General features: G+C 62.4%; 16 protein-coding genes. 1 reads left to right on the top strand and 15 read right to left on the bottom strand.

Annotated features, from left to right (window positions below; translation table 11 throughout):
- Nucleotides 1-67: 67 nt before the first annotated feature.
- The 10 genes from M0D68_RS32195 to M0D68_RS32150 all read right to left on the bottom strand — a co-directional run bounded on the left by M0D68_RS32195 (nt 68) and on the right by M0D68_RS32150 (nt 12,791).
- Complete coding sequence (locus M0D68_RS32195; RefSeq protein ID WP_256456794.1) at nt 68-3,679, bottom strand: molybdopterin cofactor-binding domain-containing protein; 3,612 nt, start codon at nt 3,677-3,679, stop codon at nt 68-70.
- A complete protein-coding gene (locus M0D68_RS32190; RefSeq protein ID WP_256456795.1) occupies nt 3,676-4,182 on the bottom strand; it encodes a (2Fe-2S)-binding protein in 507 nt (168 codons plus the stop codon). The genes M0D68_RS32195 and M0D68_RS32190 overlap by 4 nt, the downstream gene beginning before the upstream one ends.
- 31 nt (nt 4,183-4,213) lie before the next feature.
- Nucleotides 4,214-5,413 carry an amidohydrolase family protein gene (locus tag M0D68_RS32185; protein ID WP_200622096.1) on the bottom strand — a complete coding sequence of 400 codons (1,200 nt, stop codon included), beginning with the start codon at nt 5,411-5,413 and terminating at the stop codon, nt 4,214-4,216.
- 73 nt (nt 5,414-5,486) lie between these two features.
- Nucleotides 5,487-6,200, bottom strand: coding sequence for an ABC transporter ATP-binding protein (locus M0D68_RS32180; protein WP_054043304.1), 714 nt, complete (start codon nt 6,198-6,200; stop codon nt 5,487-5,489).
- Complete coding sequence (locus tag M0D68_RS32175) at nt 6,197-7,006, bottom strand: ABC transporter ATP-binding protein (RefSeq protein WP_256456796.1); 810 nt, start codon at nt 7,004-7,006, stop codon at nt 6,197-6,199. Before M0D68_RS32175 ends, M0D68_RS32180 begins: the two co-directional genes overlap by 4 nt.
- Nucleotides 7,003-8,943 carry an ABC transporter permease gene (locus M0D68_RS32170; protein ID WP_256456797.1) on the bottom strand — a complete coding sequence of 647 codons (1,941 nt, stop codon included), beginning with the start codon at nt 8,941-8,943 and terminating at the stop codon, nt 7,003-7,005. The genes M0D68_RS32175 and M0D68_RS32170 overlap by 4 nt, the downstream gene beginning before the upstream one ends.
- 18 nt (nt 8,944-8,961) lie before the next feature.
- Nucleotides 8,962-9,546, bottom strand: a complete 585-nt coding sequence (locus M0D68_RS32165) for an amino acid synthesis family protein (protein WP_054043300.1) — start codon at nt 9,544-9,546, stop codon at nt 8,962-8,964.
- An 80-nt stretch (nt 9,547-9,626) separates the two neighbouring features.
- Nucleotides 9,627-10,217, bottom strand: coding sequence for an amino acid synthesis family protein (locus M0D68_RS32160; protein WP_200652950.1), 591 nt, complete (start codon nt 10,215-10,217; stop codon nt 9,627-9,629).
- Nucleotides 10,193-11,134 carry a UPF0280 family protein gene (locus M0D68_RS32155; protein ID WP_093647601.1) on the bottom strand — a complete coding sequence of 314 codons (942 nt, stop codon included), beginning with the start codon at nt 11,132-11,134 and terminating at the stop codon, nt 10,193-10,195. Before M0D68_RS32155 ends, M0D68_RS32160 begins: the two co-directional genes overlap by 25 nt.
- Nucleotides 11,135-11,183: 49 nt before the next feature.
- Nucleotides 11,184-12,791, bottom strand: a complete 1,608-nt coding sequence (locus M0D68_RS32150) for a 6-hydroxynicotinate reductase (RefSeq protein ID WP_256456798.1) — start codon at nt 12,789-12,791, stop codon at nt 11,184-11,186.
- Between the two features lie 402 nt (nt 12,792-13,193).
- Here M0D68_RS32150 and M0D68_RS32145 point away from each other — a divergent pair, with 402 nt between their 5' ends.
- The gene (locus M0D68_RS32145; protein ID WP_256456799.1) at nt 13,194-13,895 is read left to right on the top strand and encodes a TetR family transcriptional regulator; all 702 of its coding nucleotides are present in this window, start codon (nt 13,194-13,196) and stop codon (nt 13,893-13,895) included.
- A gap of 120 nt (nt 13,896-14,015) precedes the next feature.
- Here the strand turns inward: M0D68_RS32145 and pcaC are convergent, their stop codons facing one another.
- The 5 genes from pcaC to M0D68_RS32120 form a co-directional block, all read right to left on the bottom strand.
- Nucleotides 14,016-14,411, bottom strand: coding sequence for a 4-carboxymuconolactone decarboxylase (gene pcaC, locus M0D68_RS32140; RefSeq protein ID WP_054043292.1), 396 nt, complete (start codon nt 14,409-14,411; stop codon nt 14,016-14,018).
- Nucleotides 14,408-15,199 (bottom strand): 3-oxoadipate enol-lactonase, encoded by a 792-nt coding sequence (gene pcaD, locus M0D68_RS32135; protein ID WP_093647596.1) that lies wholly within the window; start codon nt 15,197-15,199, stop codon nt 14,408-14,410. The genes pcaC and pcaD overlap by 4 nt, the downstream gene beginning before the upstream one ends.
- Before the next feature lie 5 nt (nt 15,200-15,204).
- On the bottom strand, nt 15,205-16,584 hold the full coding sequence (locus M0D68_RS32130) for a 3-carboxy-cis,cis-muconate cycloisomerase (protein WP_093647618.1): 1,380 nt from the start codon (nt 16,582-16,584) through the stop codon (nt 15,205-15,207).
- 404 nt (nt 16,585-16,988) lie between these two features.
- The gene (locus M0D68_RS32125) at nt 16,989-17,648 is read right to left on the bottom strand and encodes a 3-oxoacid CoA-transferase subunit B (RefSeq protein WP_093647594.1); all 660 of its coding nucleotides are present in this window, start codon (nt 17,646-17,648) and stop codon (nt 16,989-16,991) included.
- A gap of 10 nt (nt 17,649-17,658) precedes the next feature.
- The gene (locus tag M0D68_RS32120; protein ID WP_054043283.1) at nt 17,659-18,363 is read right to left on the bottom strand and encodes a 3-oxoacid CoA-transferase subunit A; all 705 of its coding nucleotides are present in this window, start codon (nt 18,361-18,363) and stop codon (nt 17,659-17,661) included.
- Nucleotides 18,364-18,709: the final 346 nt, after the last annotated feature.

The raw sequence follows: 18,709 nt of genomic DNA, 5'->3' as shown, positions 1-18,709 counted from the left end.
TATTGCGAATTGTGCTGCCAGTGGTGCTACGAGCGATGCTGCGAGTCATGCAAAACGTTTCGCGATTTCACTCTGCCTGCGGCGTCGCGCGAATTCTCGCAACGCTCGCCGTGACGTCCTGCCATGCCGGCTTGCCGCCGGCGAATTGCTGACGCAGGTAGGTCACGAGTTCGGCGACCTGGGCGTCGTTGAAACTGTCACGGTAAGCCGGCATCGTACCGAGTTCGGGCCGTGCAGGCGAGCCGATACCATCGAGAATCACGCGAATCAGATTATCAGGCGTCGTGCTATGCAGATTCGTGTTAAGCGCCAGCGAAGGATGCGCACCGAACAATTGCGGTCCACTGCCCGTGTGATGACAGGCTGCGCACGCACCGTCGAAAAGACGCGCACCAAGACCTGTTGCGGTGCCCGTAATCGTGCTGGCCTGCTCGTATTGACGCGCCATCGCCGCAGGATCCGTATTGGGCTCGAGAGGATTCAAAGACGCGAGATACGTGGCCATCGCGCGAATGTCACTGTCGGGCAACGCCACCAGATCGTTGACGACCGGCGCCATCGGCCCGGCCGCGACGCCATGCAGCGGCGCATGACCGTAGCGCAGATAGCTGAACAGTTCGTCTTCGCTCCAGGGTACGGGCGCGTTGGACAGCGTCGATAGCGCGGGCGCCTCCCAGCCTTCCGCCATGCCGCCGCCCATGAACGCGGCGCCGGTTTTCTCGGCACCGAATGCATTACGCGGGGTATGGCATGCGCTGCAGTGGCCGAGGCTGTTCACGAGATACGCCCCGCGGTTCCATTGCGCACTTTGCGTCCCACTGGCGGTAAACGTATTGCGTCCGAGGAAAAGCCCGTTCCATGCGGCCATCAAGGGACGCACGCTGAATGGAAAGGCCAGCTTCGTTTCCGGCGGCCTGGAACGCACCGGCGTTTGCGCCATCAGATACGCGTAGAGCGCTTTCAGATCGTCGTCGGACGTGTTCCTGAACGACGTGTACGGGAACGCGGGATACAAATGATGGCCGTCGCGGCTGATGCCTTGCCGCATCGCCCGCACGAATGCGTCGAGCGACCATGTGCCGATCCCCGTCTGTCCATCCGGCGTGATGTTGGTGCTGTAGATGGTGCCGAATGGCGTATCGAGCGGTTTGCCGCCGGCATTCGGCACGCCGTTGTGCGCTGTATGGCAAACCGCGCAATTGCCCAGCGCCGCCAGAAGTTTGCCGCGCGCCACCAACTCAGGCGCAAACGCGCTCGCGAGTGGCGGCGTAATCGGCGCCATGGTTTGTGGCGTCAAAGCCAATGCACCGAGCCAGCCGGCAGCGCCCGCCGCAATTGCGCCGAGAAAACCGAGCCGCCAGCGCTTCTTTTTGCGCGCCGCCGCTTCTTCCGCTTGCGCATCGGCGAGCGCTGCGCGAATCGTCTCCGGGGTGAACGGCGGTCTGCGAAAACGCACACCTGTCGCGTCGTACAGCGCGTTGGCAATCGCCGCGGCGCCAGGCAGCGACGCCGATTCGCCTGTGCCCATCGGTGGCTCGCCGTGCCGCGGCATCATCACGACTTCGATCACCGGCACTTCACGGAACGTCAGAATCGGATACGCGCCCCATTCCTGACTCGTGACCGCGTTATCGCCGAACGTCACGCGTTCTTTCAGCGCGCGACTGGTCGCCTGAATCACGTTGCCGTGTATCTGATGACGCACGCCGTCAGGATTCACCATGGTGCCGGTATCCTGGCCGACCACCACACGCGTCACCGCAAGCTCGCCGCTCTTGCGATTGACTTCGATGTCGGCGACCCATGCGGACCATGCCGCGCCGAAGCCCGGGAATTTGCTGTGCACGTAGCGGGCGTAGGCAAAGCCTCGACCACGCGCAACGTCGCCCTCTTCCTGATCATCCTTCAAGGCGATGCTACGAGGCTGCCAGTCAGCTTTCTCGGCCACGGCCTTCACGAGATCGATCGCACGCGGATCGGTCAGATGCTTCAAACGAAACTCGACAGGATCTACGCCCGCCTCAGCCGCGAGTTCGTCGATAAAGGATTCATGCGCGAAGGTGTTCGGCAAGGCCGACACGCCCCGCAGCCAGGACGCGCGCACGATCGGCGGCGTGTCGTCGCAAACAATGCGCATCGTCCGGTAGTCGTATGGCGGCACGGATGTGCGGTCACCCATTTCGAATACCTGCGGCTGCGCGGAAATGGTGCCGGTAAGCAGCAACGCCAACGTGGGGGCGTCGTTCGATGGATAGCGCGTCGCGAAGTCGTACGCGGCGAGCTCGCCTTCGGCATCTAAAGCGCCGCGCACGTCCATCAATTGCGCTGCGCCCTTTGGCTCCCATGCATGCTCGTCTTCGCGCGATAGTTGCACACGCACCGGACTGCCTGTTGCGCGCGATAGCAGCGCGGCGTCGGCGGCGACATCGTCCGCGCAATTGCGGCCGTAGCAACCCGCTGCGTCCATGCGCACGATTTCGATGTGCGCTTCGTCCAGCGCCATCAACAAGGCAAGATCGGCACGCAACGAATGTGGGTTCTGCGTGCCCGACCAGACTTTCAGCTTCGCATCCCGGTAGTCGGCCACCGCGCACGACGGTCCAATCGACGCATGCATCTGAAACGGCCATACGTAGGTGCGTTCCAGCGTTCGGGCAGGGTCTTGCGCGAGTACTGCGTCAACGTCACCTTCGATCACCAGATCGCGCCGATTGGCCGGATTCGCTCTTAGCGCAGCTTCCACTTCTTCACTGGTTTCGAGCGCGGGCAAACCCTCTACCGCTTTCCATTGCACATGCAAGCGCTTCACCGCCTGCTGCGCGACCTCTTCGCGTTCAGCCACGATGCCGACAAAATCGCGGATCACCACGACCTTGACGATTCCGGGCAAATCGCTGACCGAAGCTTCATCGACATGAAGCAGACTGTTGCCCATGAAGTCGCCCTGCGCGACGCCGGCATACGGTGGACGGACAACGCGCCCATGCAGCATGCCAGGCACACGCACGTCATGCACAAAACTCAACTCACCGGTCGCCTTCGCCGGAATATCGACACGCGGTGTGCTCTTACCGACGATCTTGTATGCGTCCGGCGATTTCAAAGGCGCATCGGCGGCAAGGTCCAATTCGACCCGCCGACCGGTGATCAATTCGCCGTAGCCAATGCTCTTTTCCGTGCCACCGTCGCGCGTGAAAATCACACCGTCTCGCACGTCGAGTTGCGCAGTGCTGACGTTCAAGTGCGCGGCTGCTTCCGCCAGCAGGAACTGACGCGCTTGTGCCGCTGCATGCCTGAGTGGCACCGCCGATATCTGGATCGTCGCGCTTGCAATCGTCGGCCCCTGATTCGGCGCCTCGCTGGTGTGGCCGAGTACGACCGACACGCGCGTCAACGGTACATCCAGTTCTTCCGCAACGATCTGCGCGAGCGCGGTGCCGATGCCGGTGCCGAGATCGACGTGACCGTTGAACGCCACCACACTGCCGTCGTCGCGCACCACGAGAAACATGTCCGCCTCGGTCGGCACGAACGACGAACGCGACCCCGGCTGACCGATCGCAGGCTTCACCGGCGCCTGCGGCGGCCGCGTGATGATGAGCACGCTCTGCGCGTCATAGAGCTGCCGTCGTGACAGCGGCGCGGAACGTCGATCGACGCTGAAATCCGGCCCTGTCATGCGCGCACTCCTTCACGCACGGAGGCTTGCGCAGCGAGCAGTTCGGCCGCGCGCTGCACCGCGCGCACGATCTCGACATGCGTGCCGCACCGGCACAAGTTGCGCGACAGTTCCCGCTGGATCGTCTCGACGCTCGGATGCGGATCGCGATCGAGCAACGCTTTGGCGGTCATGATCATGCCGTTCAGGCAATAGCCGCACTGCGCGGCCTGTTCTTCGATAAACGCCTGCTGCACCGGATGCAGTGCGACACGCGTGCCCAATCCTTCGAGCGTAGTGATCTCACGCCCCAAGGCAACCTTCGCGGTCGTTACGCACGAACGCGTCGGCATGCCGTCGAGCAGGACCGTGCACGCACCACATTCGCCAAGTCCGCAGCCGAATTTTGGACCGTTCAGCGCGAGGTCGTTACGCAGCAGATAAAGCAACGGCGTGTCCACAGCGGCGTTGACGAGATGCGTCACACCGTTCACGTGCAGCGCAAGTGGCGCCGGGCGGTTCATGACAATGCCGGCCACGCCGTGCGGCGCGCGTTCAAAGCACCACCGGCACTTCGGTCGCCGGTGGCGTATTGCGGCTGCGCCGGCAGCGGATCAAGCCGTCGATCATCACCATGCCGACACCAGGAATATCGCCGAGTTGCACGCTCTCAAGCAGAGTATCGGCAGCCGTGTGCTGCGCGCGGTCCATGAAGACGAGGTCAGCGGGACGGCCCACTTCAATCAGTCCTTGCCGCAGATTGCGTTGCCGCGCGGTATTGCCGGTCGCGAAGCAGAAGGCAATTTCCGCGGGGACATCGGCGAGACTCGAGATCAACGCAATCATCCGCAAAATGCCGAGCGGCTGCACGCCGGAACCCGCCGGACTATCGGTGCCGAGAATGATCCGATGTGGACACTTCAACTCGATCGCATGACGTGCGGTGAGCAGCGCAATGCGTTCGTTGCCGTTGTGAACGATCTCCAGCGCGCGGCTCGATTGCTCGCACAGATCGCATACGTGCCGATAGGAAAGCGACGTGTGGCCACCATTGATGTGACCGATCACGTCCGCATCGGCGGCGAGCACCACGTCCCGATCGATCAGGCCCGAGCCGGGAATCGACGGGCCGCCCGTGTGAATTGTGCTTTGAATACCGTACTTGCGGGCCCAGGCGACCATCTGCGCCGCTTCCTCGCCGCCTTTGACGCTGCCGAGTCCCACTTCGCCGAGCAGCTTCACGCCCGCTTCCGAGAGCTCCTTGAAGTCCTCCTCGACCATGCCCTTCTCGATCACCGGCGCACCCGCCATGACTTTCACACCACCGCCCACACCTGCGCCACGCATTCCTTCGAACGAGCGTTGAGCGGTAATGGCAAGCGCCTTGACGCCGACCACGTCTTTCGGACGGCCGGGCAAATGCACTTCGCCGGCGGAAATCATCGTCGTCACGCCGCCGTTCAGATTCGATTCGATCCAGCCCATCTGATTCTGGCGCGGCGTCCAGTCGCCGAACACCGGATGCACGTGCGAATCGATCAGGCCTGGAGCAACCGTGGTGCCTTTACAGTCGACCGTGGTCCGCGCGCCTTCGAGGTCGCAATCTTTCTCGCGGCCAATCGCGACGATCACGCCGTCGTCGATCACCAGCGTGTCCGCGTCGAGAATCGGCTGATCGATGTCGCCGGATAACAGCAAACCAATGTTCGTTACCGCGACCTTGCCCGACAAGCCTGTCAACGTCTCTGCTGCCATCTGCTTCTCCTTTCGCACCGACTGCCCGGCATCGCATGCGTGCACAGCCTGCCCGCATGCGGCGCCAATGGAATCACACGCTCAGATAAGCGCGCCTGACCGTTTCGTTCTTTGCGAGTTCGCCGATCGTGCCGCTGAAGCGGATCTGCCCTTTTTCGAGGACGTACGCGCGGTCGCTGACCAGCTCGGCGAAGTGCAGATTCTGCTCCGACAATAGAATCGACAGCCCTTCGCGCTTGAGTTCGAGAATCATGTTGGCCATCTGCTCGACAATCACGGGCGCGACGCCCTCTGACGGTTCGTCGAGCAGCACCAGATACGGATTGCCCATCAGCGTGCGCGAGACGGTAAGCATCTGCTGCTCGCCGCCGCTCATCTGGCCGCCGGGGCGTTTTGGCATTTCACCGAGATTGGGGAACAGGCGGAACAACTTTTCCGGCGTCCACTCAGGCGCGCCTTCGCGTGGCGGCTGACGGCCTGTATCGAGGTTCTCCATCACGGTCAGATCGGAGAACACGCGGCGATCTTCAGGGACGAAACCCATGCCCATGCGTGCGATCCGATACGGCGGCAACGCCGCGATGTTTTGCCCGCGAAAACGGACCTCTCCCTGACGGCGCGGCAGCAAACCCATCACCGCTTTCATCGTCGTCGATTTGCCCGCGCCGTTGCGGCCCATCAGCGCGACCACTTCGCCGCGGCCGACTTCGAGGCCGACGTCGAACAGAATGTGCGCGCGGCCATAGAACGCATTGAGGCCGGCGACTTTCAGCATCGGCTCGCTCATTGCAGCGCTCCTTGTCCTTGATGGCCGCCCGCCGCTTCATGCAGCGGCGCGCGTGGCTGGAAGGTCTTGCCGGTGCCGAAATAAACTTCCTGCACGCGTGCGTCGTTACGGATCGTTTCGGCGTCGCCCTCGGCGATCAACTTGCCGCGCGCGAGCACGATCATGCGATCGGCGTACGCGAATACAACGTCCATGCTGTGCTCGGTAAACAGCACGCCGATTTGGTGTTCGGTGACGAGCCGCTTGGTGAGCGCCATCAGTTCGTTGCGCTCCTTTGGCGCCATACCGGCAGTGGGCTCGTCCATCAGTAGTAGCTTCGGCCGGTTTGCCAATGCGATAGCGAGTTCAACGCGTTTGACGTCGCCGTATGCAAGCACGCCGCAGGCGCGGTTCGCGTCGGCGCCCATGCCGACCTGTTCGAGCAGGGTCATGGCTTCATCGGCATAGCGCGAGCCTGCGGGTTTCCAGAGACCAAAAGTCTTCCGTTCACGCGAGACCAGCGCCATCTGCACATTCTCGAGCACGGTCATCGAATTGAAGGTCGCGGCAATCTGGAACGTACGGCCGACGCCCAGCCGCCAGATATCGCGTGGCCGCATGCCGACCAGTTCATGATCGTCGAGACGAATCGATCCGGACGACGGCTGCAGTTGCCCATTGACCATGTTGAAGCAGGTCGACTTTCCCGCTCCGTTCGGACCCAACAACGCCAATAGTTGGCCGGCTTCGAGATCGAAGGAGACATCGTCGACCGCTTTCAGGCCACCGAACGATTTGGAGAGGCCGGTGACGCGCAGCAAGCTCATAGCCCCTCCTTGATCGCGGTACCCTGCGATGGTGATGGAGCACGCTCTTCCGCCTTATCCACCGTATCGTCGCCGAAACGCTCGCGAATGAAACCGACGATGCCCTGCGGAAACGCGATCACCAGCAGCAAGATCGCGAAGCCCAGCAATGCCTGCCAATAATCGGTTTGCCGCGCGACGGTGTCCTGCAGCCACGTGAACACGGCTGCGCCGACGATCGGTCCAGTCAACGTCTGCAAGCCGCCGAGCAACACCATTACGAGGCCATCAACTGAACGGCTGACGCTGATCACCTCCGGCGAAATCGTCCCCTTGGAGAAGGCATAAAGCGATCCGGCGAGGCCACAAAACAATGACGCGACGACGAAAGCCGCCCACTGCACGCGTTTCACGTCGATGCCGATCGCCTCGGCCCGCAACACAGAATCACGCGACGCCCGCATCGCGTAGCCAAGCGGCGAGAACAGCATCTTGCGCAACAGCCACACGCCGATCACAGCGCAGACGAGCGTCAGATAGTAAAAAGCCACCGGCGACGCCAGCCAGTTCGACGGCCACAAGCCGAGAATGCCGTTACTGCCGCCCGTCACGTCGTCCCACTGGAACACGACCGACCAGACGATCTGCGCGAATGCGAGCGTCAGCATCGCGAGGTAGACGCCTGAGAGACGTACGCAGAACCAGCCGAACACGAGCGCGCCTGCCACGGCAAGCAAGGGGCCGAGCAGCAACGCCGCTTCCATCGGTAGATTCAAAACTTTGAGAAACAGCGCGGCGCCGTATGCGCCCAAACCGAAGTACGCCGCGTGGCCGAAAGAATGCATGCCGCCAGGGCCCATGATGAAATGAAGACTCGTCGCGAACAATACGGCGATCAGGATCTCAACCAGCAGCACAGGCATGTAGGGAAACGCATTGGCCGCAAGCGGCGCGAGCACCAGCACCAACAAGGCGATTGCCGCCAGCCACTTCAGGCGCTTGCCTGCGGGCCGCAACGGCGCTTCAGGCGCGGCCATGCCTCGCACTGCAGCGCTCGCCTTCCCTAGCAAACCCCAAGGCCGCACCACCAGCACCACCGCCATCACGACAAATTCCGCAACGAGCGTAAAGCGGCTCAAGGACAGATCGATACCGAATACGGAAACATGGCCGATGCCGATACACAGCGCCTTGATCTCGGCGATCAGCAACGCCGCGACGAACGCACCCGGAATCGACCCCATGCCGCCGACCACCACGACGACAAACGCATTGCCGATAGTCTCCAGATCCAACGACAGATTCGCCGACATCCGGGGCCCTTGCAACGCGCCGCCCAGGCCGGCGAGAAACGCGCCGACGAAAAACACGCCGGTGAACAGCCACGCCTGATTGATGCCGAGTGCGCCGAGCATCTCGCGATCCTGCGTCGCGGCGCGCACCAGCGTGCCCCAACGGGTACGCGTCAACGCATACCAGAGCAGCAGCAACACCACCGGCCCGATCACGATCAGCGCGATATCGTAGGTCGGCAGCGGATGGCCGACAAAATTAACTGCGCCAGCCAGATGCGGCGCACGCGGTCCGAACAGATCTTCCGGGCCCCACAGCCACAGCGCGGCGTCGCGAAAGATCAGCACCAGCGCGAATGTCGCCAGTAGATGAAACAACTCGGGTGCCTGATAGATGCGCCGTAACACGATCATTTCGACCAGCGCGCCAAGCACCGCAACCACCAGCGCCGCAGCCAGTACCGACAGCCAGAACCCGCCCGCCGTATGGCCGAAACGGCTCGCGATGCTATACGCGACATAGACGCCGAACATATAGAACGAGCCGTGCGCGAAGTTGACGATGCGCGTCACGCCGAAGATCAGCGACAAACCGGCGGCGACGAGAAACAGCGTCGACGCGTCGGCGAGTCCGTTGACCAGCTGTACCAGCAAATTCGAAAGCATCGCGACCCTTAAAGTAACTCAGCGCAAACCGTCTTCACCTTTGATCTCACTCACCTGCAAGCCGCCGATACGCGGTAACGGCCGGCCGGAAGCCGTCACCGCGACCGCCACGACAATTTCGTTGGCGCGCGGCGCGTCCGACACGCGCGCTTCGATTGCATCGAAATGGCTGCGCACGAAGGCCGCGTCCTTGTGTCCCAGCGGGACATCGATCGCGGTGCCAAGCGTACCCATTTTTTTCGCCGACGGCACCAGCGCCGCGCCCTTCTCGACTGCTACCCGCAGCGGAGCACCGAGCTTGGGGTGCAGGATCGCCGCCGCATGTTCGAGTTCACCCGCTTCGCCGACGATCGCCGCCTTGCCGTAGCTTTGCGCGTCGCCCGGTTTAATACCTAAGGCTTCGACGCACTTGTTGCCGAGCAACGCGCCCAGTTCCTCACCGGCTTCGATCAGCGCGTCGAGCTTGGCCTCATAGCGGCCCGCGTAAGGATTATCGATCACCGCAATCGCGACTGCACGGCGTGTCGGCGGCTCGATGGCCTGCCCCATTTCAATGCGTGTTTCATCGACCTGCACGACCAGCTTGCGAAGCTTGATTGCCATTTCGATCTCCGGGTTTCGATGCATGTTCTGCCTAGTGTTCAACTTAATCGCTTCAGCGCATTGCGTGGATCACGCGCCGCTCAGCGCAAGCCGTCCTTGCCCACAATCGCCTCTTTCGCCAGGCCGCCGACGCGCGCATGCACGCGCTGGCCCGTGCTCATCACGAGGATATACACCAGTTCATCCGCGGCGGGCGCGCCGGGCACGCGCACTTCGATCGCATCGAAATGGCTGCGCACGTAGCTCGCGTTGACATGCGTCAGCGGCACATCGAGCGCGGTGGAAGGCGCGCCGACTTTCTTCGTCGACGGCACGATCGCGTTGGTCGGCACGCCGTTTTTCTCCAACAGTTCGCGCATCGCATAGCCGCCGGGGACATGCCACAACGCGCCGTGCTCGAGTTCTCCGCGCGAGCCGATGATTGCACCCTTACCGTAGCTTTCGATCACCGCGTGCGGCACGGCCATCGCCGCCAGCAGCCGTTGCGCCATGTCGAAGCCGATCGGCTTGAGCGCTTCCATGGCGTGTTCGATTCTGGCTTCGTAGCGGCCGGCGAACGGATTCGTCATCACCGCGGCAATCGCGCCGCGCCTGAGCGGCTGCGCGGGCGCAGGACCGAACTCATGGAAAATGTCTTCGACGTGCGTCAGCACGCGGCGTATTTCGAACACGGAGCCTCCGTTGTTATCCGGGCGCGCTGCGTAAATAACGCGCCATTCTCATAGGTACCACCGGTCACGCGCGCCCGACCTTGCAGGAACAGCGCGGCGCCTTCGATCAAACCTTGTTCGTGCAAACGCTGCGCGGCGTCGACACCGCGTGCCAGCGCGAAATCGATCAGCGTTTGCGGCAAGGACGGCACGTCGACGGTCACGAGCAGGTCACCGAGATCGCTATCGTCCTTCAACGAGGAAGCCGGCCTGCGCACGATGCCCGCATGCTCCAGATCGACGGCGTTGGCGATCATCGTGGCGGCGGCATCAGCGGCGGCGGCATTGCGGGCGAGCACGGTCACGCTGTCGGCGATCCCCAAGCTGAAGCTGCGGCCGCGCCAGCCGCTTGTCGCGACGCCGCGAATCGGCATGGCGGCGTTGAGCATCAAGTTTGCGTCCAAAGCCAGATCGCCTGGCGCCTTCTCACCGGAGAACGCCGCCAGATCGGCGAACACACCCACGCGGTACTGCTGCCCTTCAGTCAAATAGAGTGCGATGTCACCGCCGTTGTTGATGAAGGCGCGCGAGATGCCTTCGCGTGCAAACGCCGTGATCAATTCGTCCGCGACGCTGCCTGCAACAGCCGCCATCGGCGTGATATACCGCACGCGGTGCGGATAACACGCGCTCCACATGCGCCGGGCCACAGCGCCCTTCAACGTGCAATCGCTATGCGCCGCGTCGCTCGGCACAGGCTGCCGAAGCAGCTTCAACTCGCCGACCAACTCGGGCAATACGTCCACAAAACGCGTCCAGCACGCCTCGTAAGCAGCCTGCACGGCCGAAGGCTCGCCGTCCGCGCTGAGGATCAGATCGATCGGGCCGTGCTGCCAATGCCAGCGGGCCGCGTCGAGCCGGGTTCGGGTTGGGTTCATCGTGTGCGTCGCGTTCGTCGTGTCGATTGTGCCGGTGGTGGCGCCGCCGTTAGCCTGGCATTGGCGGCATGGCCGGCGGCCACGGATTGTCGGGATAACGCGCGATAGTCCTGCGCGCGAGCGGTGCCCCTTCTGTATGTTCCGGTCCATTCGCCAGCACGCTTTCCAGTGAACGCACCGCGTCGAGATGGCCGCCGAGATCGCGATACGCGTCATATGTCATGGTGAATTCGATCGGCGCGACGATCGCGGGTGTGGGCACCGTGCCGAACGATCGATCGGGCATGCGCGAGACATCCACCATCACGGTGATGCCACCACCTGGCCACACATAGGTTGGCGCGCCACCACATGTTACGTTCACCAGCCTCTGTTTGATTGCGCGGGTGAGCAGGACCGGGTTCTCCGTGGCCCCCGCTCGCAGGCTGCCGCCCGCGCCGCCGAGAAACAGTACCGTAGCAAGCGACGGCTCGCAGTTCTCGCCGATTCGTTCGACCGTGCTGCGCACGGCGTCCGGCATGGCTGCAATGCGCGGCACGAGGTTCTGATCGAGTTCATACCACTGCGCGTGTTCGCCGGTGGTCGACACCATCAGCAAGCGCATGCCCGGTTTCGCCACCGCAGGATCGAAGCTTTCGACAATCGCCAGCGGGTCCTGAATGTCGGTGCCGCCCCAGCCGGTGCCGGGATTCGCCACCTGGAAATAACGGCCGGGCGTCGACTTGCGTCCGCGAATCTTCAGACCTGAGGGCGTCATGCCAAGGCAGCGGCCCGCCTGGTGTTCTGTAAGCACGCCGGTGATGTGATCGTCGACCACCACCACTTCGTCTGCGTGACCGAACCATTGCTTCGCAAAGATGCCGATGGTGGCCGACCCACAACCCACCCGCATACGCTGTTCTTCGACGCCATCGACAATCGGTGCCGCCCCCGCACGAATCACCAGACTCGCACCGCCATCGATGGTCAACTCCACCGCTTCCTTGTTGCCGAGCGCGAGCATCATGTCGCACGTCACGCGGCCTTCCTTCTTGCTGCCGCCCGTCAGATGGTGGACACCGCCGAGACTCAGCATCTGCGAGCCGTACTCCGCCGTGGTCACATGGCCGACGATCTCGCCATGGCAACGCACGTTCGATTGCTCCGGCCCGAGAAAGCGGTCGGTATCGATCTTCACCTTGAAGCTGCAATAGCTGAAAATGCCCTCGGTGACGACCGTGACCATATCGACGTCGTCCAACTTCGAGGAAACGATGAACGGTGCAGGCTTGTAGTCGGGATACGTGGACGATGCGCCAACGCCGGTTACGAACAGCGCCTGTTCCGCGACGGGATCGTGCACCTCGGACGATGCACCAAATTCGACCGTGGTATCCGCATTGCTTGCGATCGCTTCAGGCGAACCCGCGGCGCGTGAAAGAAACACTACAGGGTCGACGCGAATCAACCGCCCGTCCGCATTCGCATAACGATCGCACGCGCCGGTGCGGCCTTCCGAAATCTGGCACAACACCGGGCACGCATTGCATTCGATCTTGTTCGACGCCATCCGCTCGCTGCGCGGCGCCGCTTTCTCGAGCACGGTCGGACCCGGCGTCGAGGCGGTTTCGCCGTCGACGCGCTCCGCACCGAAATCGACCTTCGTATGTTCTGTCATGGTGGGGTTCCATACGACGACATTACAATCGGTCCTGCCCGGCTGACAAATAGTCCCTGTTTAAAGGCACTTTTGCGTGACCCGCTTTTTTCATGTTGCGGCCACTCACCGTTCGTGTAGCATCCACTACACCAAACTTGCTTGAAATCTACTCGATCAAAATAGACTGCGCAACGAGTTTCCCGGTGGTTTCCCCGCAGTTTCCCGGTACCCGTCTGAATGCTGCGGCGCGGCATCCCCGCAGGGATTACGAATCAATCTACGCCGAAGCACATGACTTTGCAGGACATTTCGTTGCGCATGATATGGGCTGTATGATGAAGGCGCGCCATACCTGAGCGCACCAAGCGGCTACGGCGCATGCCGTTCAACCTGACGCTAACAAAGAGATCCGAGACCGCCATGAGTCCCACTGCTGCCCGCAAGCCGGGCGCTATCGGCATCCGAGCGAAACAGGCGCAAGACACGCGCGCCAAGATTCTCAAAGCGGCAATCAAGGTCTTTGCAAAGCAAGGCTATGCAAGCGGCCGGGTCGAAAGTATTTCGAAGGCCGCGCGTTCGCACGACCGGATGATCTATTACTACTTCGGCAGCAAGGAGCAATTGTTTGTCGAAGTCCTGGAGACCATCTACACGCAGTTCAACGAGGCCGAAAGCAAGCTCGATCTCGATCTGGACGATCCCGTGCACGGTCTCGAGCAGATGGTCGAATTCGTCTGGCAGTATTACCTCGATCACCCCGAGTTCGTCACCCTGCTGTCGAGCGAGAACCTGCATCAGGGCAAGCACGCGAAAAAATCGTCAAAGCTGAAGGAGATTTCGGGCTATGCGATTTCTGTCGTGCAGAAGTTGCTGGACGCGGGCAAGGCGCAAAACGTCTTTCGTGACGACGTCAAAGCGCGTGACGTGTATCTGATCATCGCGTCGCTCGGTTATTTCTATAACGCCAATCAGTACACGCTAGGGGCGTTTCTCGGTGAACCGCTGATGGATAAGGCTGCACTCGCGCATTGGCGCGAGGTCATCAAGGATACGGTGTTGCGTGCCGTGCGCTTGCAGTCGCCCGTGGACACGGTAGTAATGGAGGTAAGCAGAACGGCCTGAAGCGCGTTTCGTCTGACGTACGCTTCAGGCTCAGCATCGCGTTTTGAGCGGCTTCATTCCGACGGGAGGTTGGACTCGCGAGGCGGCGTGCTTACACGCCGCACCCATGCTCGAACGTCGTTACGGCTTTGCCGCAGCGGCGTCGTCTTCGCGGAACAGCTTATCGGCCAGGTGGAAGGCCGAATTGGCCGCCGGCACGCCGCAATAAATTGCGGTTTGCAGCAGCACTTCCTTGATCTGCTCGCGCGTCACGCCGTTGTTCTTCGCGGCGCGCAAGTGCAATGCGAGTTCTTCGCTGCGATTGAGCGCAACCATCATCGCGATGGTTAGCAGGCTACGCGTGTGACGCGGCAAGCCTTCACGCGTCCAGATTTCTCCCCACGCATAGCGGGTAATAAAGTTCTGGAACTCTTCCGTCAACTCGGTGCGGTTCGCAAGCGACCGGTCGACGTGCGCGCTGCCCAGCACCGCGCGGCGCACTCCGAGTCCGGCTTCGTAACGGTCTTCGTCGTTCATTTCTGCTCCGTCAGGAAGTCGAGCACAGTTTTCGTGAAGGCCTCGACCTGCTCGATGTTGGAAATATGCGAGGCATCCAGTTCGACGTAACGCGCGCCCGGAATCGCTTGCGCCAGTTCGCGGCCTTGTGCCGGCGTTGCGGCCAGATCGTGGGTACCGCTGATCACCAGCGCGGGCACCTTGATGCCGGGGGCTTCGGGGCGCAGATCCGCTGCGTCGATCGCGTCGCAATTCGATGCGTAGCCTTCCTTGTCGGTATGCACGAACACGTCGCGAATCATTGCCAGAACCACCGGCTCACGCTCGATGTAGTCGGCGGTGAACCAGCGCGGCAATACCGCGTCGGCCAGCGCGAGCATGCCTTCCGTACGGGCTTTCGCGGCGCGCGGCACCCACACTTCAGGCGAACCGATACGTGCCGCCGTATTGCACAGCACGACGCGTTCGAGACGATTCGCGTGACGCGCGGCCAACGCGACGCCGGTGAGGCCGCCCATCGACAGACCGCAGAAATTCGCGCGCGCGATCTTCAGCGTATCCATCAGGCCGAGCACGTCGCCGGTCAGTTGTTCGATCGTGTACGGACCCTTCGGCGCTTCCGAGTGACCATGACCGCGCGTGTCGTAGCGCAGCACGCGGAAGTGTTTGGACAGCGCCGCCACTTGCGGCGTCCACATCGACAGATCGCTGCCGAGCGAATTCGACAACACGATCCACGGTGCATTGCCGTGACGGTCACCGTCGATTCGATAATGCAGCTCGGTACCGTTGACTACAGCGTAGGGCATGCCGGTTACTCCTTGGAAGTAGCGCGCCTCGCGCGCGCGTGATGAAGTGCCAGCGCGGCGTCCACATAAGCGTGTGCCTGGCCGACGTATTGAGCGGGATCGAGCAGTTGCATGAGGCGCTCAAGCGAAAGATGTTCGGTCACGGCGGGGTCCGCCGAGAGCACGTCGAAGAGCGTCTTGCGCTCGGCGATTGCCGCCTTGGATGCGCGCTCGACCAGATGATGCGCATCGAGCCGGCCGATGCTGTCGCCTAGTGCAAGCATCACAGCTTCGCCAAGAATCAATCCGTGCGTGACGTTGAGATTGGCGGCAAGGCGCGGGACATTCACGTTGAGACCCGCGGCGATCTGTTCGATGTTGGCGAGCGCGCCGCCTGCAAGGCGCGCGAGATCCGGCAACGCGTCCCACTCGGCTTGCCAGCCGCCAAGCGCGCGCTCGTGCTCCTGCACCATGCCGGCGAACACCGTGGCCACCAGCCCCGGCGCACGTGTTGCTGCCGTCAGCACCGCGGCGCAGCCGACCGGGTTGCGCTTGTGCGGCATTGTCGACGAACCGCCCTTGCCTGCCGCGGCGGGCTCGGCCAGCTCATCGATTTCGGTTTGCATCTGCAGCGAGATATCGCGCGCGATCTTGCCGAGTGTGCCAATCAACATGCCGAACAGCGCCGCTGTTTCAGCGATGCGATCGCGCTGTGTGTGCCACGGCAACGTGGGCACAGTGAGCTTGAGTTCTTGCGCCAATGATTGCGTCACTTGCGGCGCCGCGTCACGCAGACTCGCCAGCGTGCCCGCTGCGCCGCCGAATTGCAGCACCAGCACACGCGCGCGCAACGCATCGAGCCGCTCACGATGACGCAGCAACGCGTCGAGCCATTGCGCGAACTTCAGGCCGAGCGTGATGGGCAACGCCTGCTGCAACCAGGTGCGGCCGATCATCGGCGTCGCGCGATGGGTGGCCGCGAGTTTCGCTACGGCATCGCATGTCGCTTGCAAGCCGCTGTCGAGCAGATCGAAGGTGTCGCGCAGTTGCAGCACCGTTGCCGTATCGATGATGTCCTGGCTTGTTGCGCCCCAATGCACGTACTTCGACGCTTCGGGGTCCGCCGCTTTGACACGCGCAGTAAGTTGTTTGACGAGCGGAATCGCGAGGTTGCCGCCGAGCGCCGCGTCGCGCGCGAGTGCATCGGCGTCGAGTTGATCGGCCTGGCAGGCGCCCTCGATCGCGGCCAGCGCGCTGCGCGGAATCACGTTATGAGCAGCCGAAGCGCGCGCGAGCGCTGCTTCGACATCGAGCATCCGTTGCAGCGTGGCACGCGGCGCCCAGATGTCGTTCATCGGCTGTGTGCCGCAAAGAAGGCCGGTCAGACGGGCGCTGGAGTCGAGCATGATGGCGTCGATGAGGGTGTCGGAAGTGAAGGTTTCGCCGCGGCGATCTGGGCGTGCTGCGAGGCGCGCCCCTGGCGCTTTCTACCGAGAGCGTACCGCACACGGCGATGCGGTGCATTCTGCTTCGAATGCCGCTGCGCAGGCTCGCTCTTGCAACGTGGCCTCGTGACATCGGGTCACGCGCATGAAGTTTGCCTCATGAGCGCTGCGGACAGTGGCGGCTGCACGGTTTGCGCGGCCCGCGTATTGGCGGCTGCACACTGCACGCTGCACGGCGTGCGCATCGGCGATAGCACGTTGTGCACGCGCACATTGGTGGCAGCACGCTGCGCGGCGCATTGCCATCGCCCGGCCAGCGGTTGACTTCGCCACAGGCTTTCGTGCGGACGGCTGCCTTCCTGTGCTTAGGCCGCGCGAGCCGCCTGAGTGCCGTCGATCAGCGGGACGCCGGTCAGTTTGTGCAACGCATCGAAGTCGATGTCCGAGAAGATTTCGCGCACGACGAGGCCCTTGTCGGTGACGTCGATCATCGCCAGGTCCGTATAGATGCGGTCGACGCAGTTCACGCCCGTGACCGGATACGTGCATTCCGCCGCGATCTTGCTTTCGCCCTGCTTGGTCAGGTGTTCCATCATGACGTAGACCTGCTTCGCGCCGATTGCGAGGTCCATGGCGCCGCCGACAGCCGGAATCGCGTCAGGCGCGCCGGTGTGCCAGTTCGCCAGGTCGCCCTTCGCCGACACCTGGAACGCGCCGAGCACGCAGAAATCCAGATGGCCGCCGCGCATCATCGCGAACGAATCCGAGTGATGGAAGTAGGCACCGCCCGTAAGCAGCGTGACGTGCTGCTTGCCGGCGTTGATCAGTTCGTCGTCTTCCTCGCCTTTCGCGGGGGCCGGGCCCATGCCGAGCAGGCCGTTTTCGCTGTGCAGGAAGATTTCCTTGTCGGCGCCAAGGTGGTTGGCCACCAGCGTCGGCACGCCGATGCCGAGGTTCACGTAAGCGCCTTCAGGGATATCCTGGGCAACGCGCTTGGCCATTTCATCGCGGGTCAGTTTTTTCATGTCGGTCTCCTCAGGCGGCGTTCGCGGATGCAAGTTCGGCTTGATGCGCAGCTTGCGGCACTTCGATCACGCGTTGCACGAAGATGCCGGGCGTGATGATGTTTTCCGGATCGAGCTCGCCGAGCGGCACCACTTTCGACACTTGCACGATGGCCGTTTTCGCCGCGCTCGCCATGATCGGACCGAAGTTGCGCGCAGTCTTGCGATAGACCAGATTGCCCCAGCGGTCGCCCTTGAACGCTTTGATCAGCGCGAAATCCGCATGCAGCGGCGACTCCAGCACGTAGTGCTTGCCGTCGATCAGACGGGTCTCCTTGCCTTCAGCGAGTTTGGTGCCATAACCAGTGGGCGTGAAGAACCCGCCGATGCCCGCGCCTGCTGCGCGAATACGTTCCGCGAGGTTGCCTTGCGGCACCAGTTCGAGCTCGATTTCGCCGGCGCGATAGAGCGCGTCGAACACATACGAATCGCTTTGGCGCGGGAACGAGCAGATGATTTTGCGCACGCGTTTGGCGTTGAGCAGCGCCGCGAGGCCGATGTCGCCGTTACCGGCGTTGTTGTTGACGATGGTGAGTTCGCGCGCGCCCTGTTCGATGAGCGCGTCGATCAACTCGGACGGCATGCCGGCCGTGCCGAAGCCGCCGATCATGACGGTCGCGCCGTCGTGGACATCGGCGACGGCCGACTGAAGTGACTCGAAAATCTTGTTGATCATGTCGAATTTCCTTTTGGGGCGCTGCGTATCGCCAGGCTTTTTGCCTTTGCAGGCAGGGGCTTGTGCGGGACGGTCTCCGGGCCGGGGCTGACGCTTTTGCGTTTGTTCACTTCCGATTTGTTCGATATATGAACATGGATTCGGTTAGCGAACGTTCAGGGCGATTATGGTTGTGGTTTGGGTTGGTTGTCAAGGCGGGGGATTCCCCCTAAGGATAGGATTCGGCCTGCCCGGCGGGGTCGCTTTTGCTTGTTTTGGGGCTTTTTCTTGGTGTTGTTTGCCTGCTCGGCGTTTTGTCAGTGTTCTTGGGGCTTTGGCCTTTCCTTGTTTTGTTAGTGGTCTATTA

Source organism: Paraburkholderia sp. SEWSISQ10-3 4 (assembly GCF_030464785.1).
Lineage (GTDB): Bacteria > Pseudomonadota > Gammaproteobacteria > Burkholderiales > Burkholderiaceae > Paraburkholderia > Paraburkholderia aspalathi.
This window is presented reverse-complemented; position numbering and strand designations above follow the sequence as displayed.

Bases quoted from the DNA above. Each gene is read 5' to 3' on its own strand.
- M0D68_RS32180 (WP_054043304.1), bottom strand. From the start codon at position 6,200: ATGAGCGAGCCGATGCTGAAAGTCGCCGGCCTCAATGCGTTCTATGGC.
- M0D68_RS32120 (WP_054043283.1), bottom strand. From the start codon at position 18,363: ATGATCAACAAGATTTTCGAGTCACTTCAGTCGGCCGTCGCCGATGTC.
- pcaD (WP_093647596.1), bottom strand. From the start codon at position 15,199: ATGCCCTACGCTGTAGTCAACGGTACCGAGCTGCATTATCGAATCGAC.
- M0D68_RS32190 (WP_256456795.1), bottom strand. From the start codon at position 4,182: ATGAACCGCCCGGCGCCACTTGCGCTGCACGTGAACGGTGTGACGCAT.
- M0D68_RS32165 (WP_054043300.1), bottom strand. From the start codon at position 9,546: ATGGCAATCAAGCTTCGCAAGCTGGTCGTGCAGGTCGATGAAACACGC.
- M0D68_RS32195 (WP_256456794.1), bottom strand. From the start codon at position 3,679: ATGACAGGGCCGGATTTCAGCGTCGATCGACGTTCCGCGCCGCTGTCA.
- M0D68_RS32130 (WP_093647618.1), bottom strand. From the start codon at position 16,584: ATGCTCGACTCCAGCGCCCGTCTGACCGGCCTTCTTTGCGGCACACAG.
- M0D68_RS32155 (WP_093647601.1), bottom strand. From the start codon at position 11,134: ATGAACCCAACCCGAACCCGGCTCGACGCGGCCCGCTGGCATTGGCAG.
- M0D68_RS32170 (WP_256456797.1), bottom strand. From the start codon at position 8,943: ATGCTTTCGAATTTGCTGGTACAGCTGGTCAACGGACTCGCCGACGCG.
- M0D68_RS32150 (WP_256456798.1), bottom strand. From the start codon at position 12,791: ATGACAGAACATACGAAGGTCGATTTCGGTGCGGAGCGCGTCGACGGC.
- M0D68_RS32185 (WP_200622096.1), bottom strand. From the start codon at position 5,413: ATGGCAGCAGAGACGTTGACAGGCTTGTCGGGCAAGGTCGCGGTAACG.
- M0D68_RS32145 (WP_256456799.1), top strand. From the start codon at position 13,194: ATGAGTCCCACTGCTGCCCGCAAGCCGGGCGCTATCGGCATCCGAGCG.
- M0D68_RS32125 (WP_093647594.1), bottom strand. From the start codon at position 17,648: ATGAAAAAACTGACCCGCGATGAAATGGCCAAGCGCGTTGCCCAGGAT.
- pcaC (WP_054043292.1), bottom strand. From the start codon at position 14,411: ATGAACGACGAAGACCGTTACGAAGCCGGACTCGGAGTGCGCCGCGCG.
- M0D68_RS32175 (WP_256456796.1), bottom strand. From the start codon at position 7,006: ATGAGCTTGCTGCGCGTCACCGGCCTCTCCAAATCGTTCGGTGGCCTG.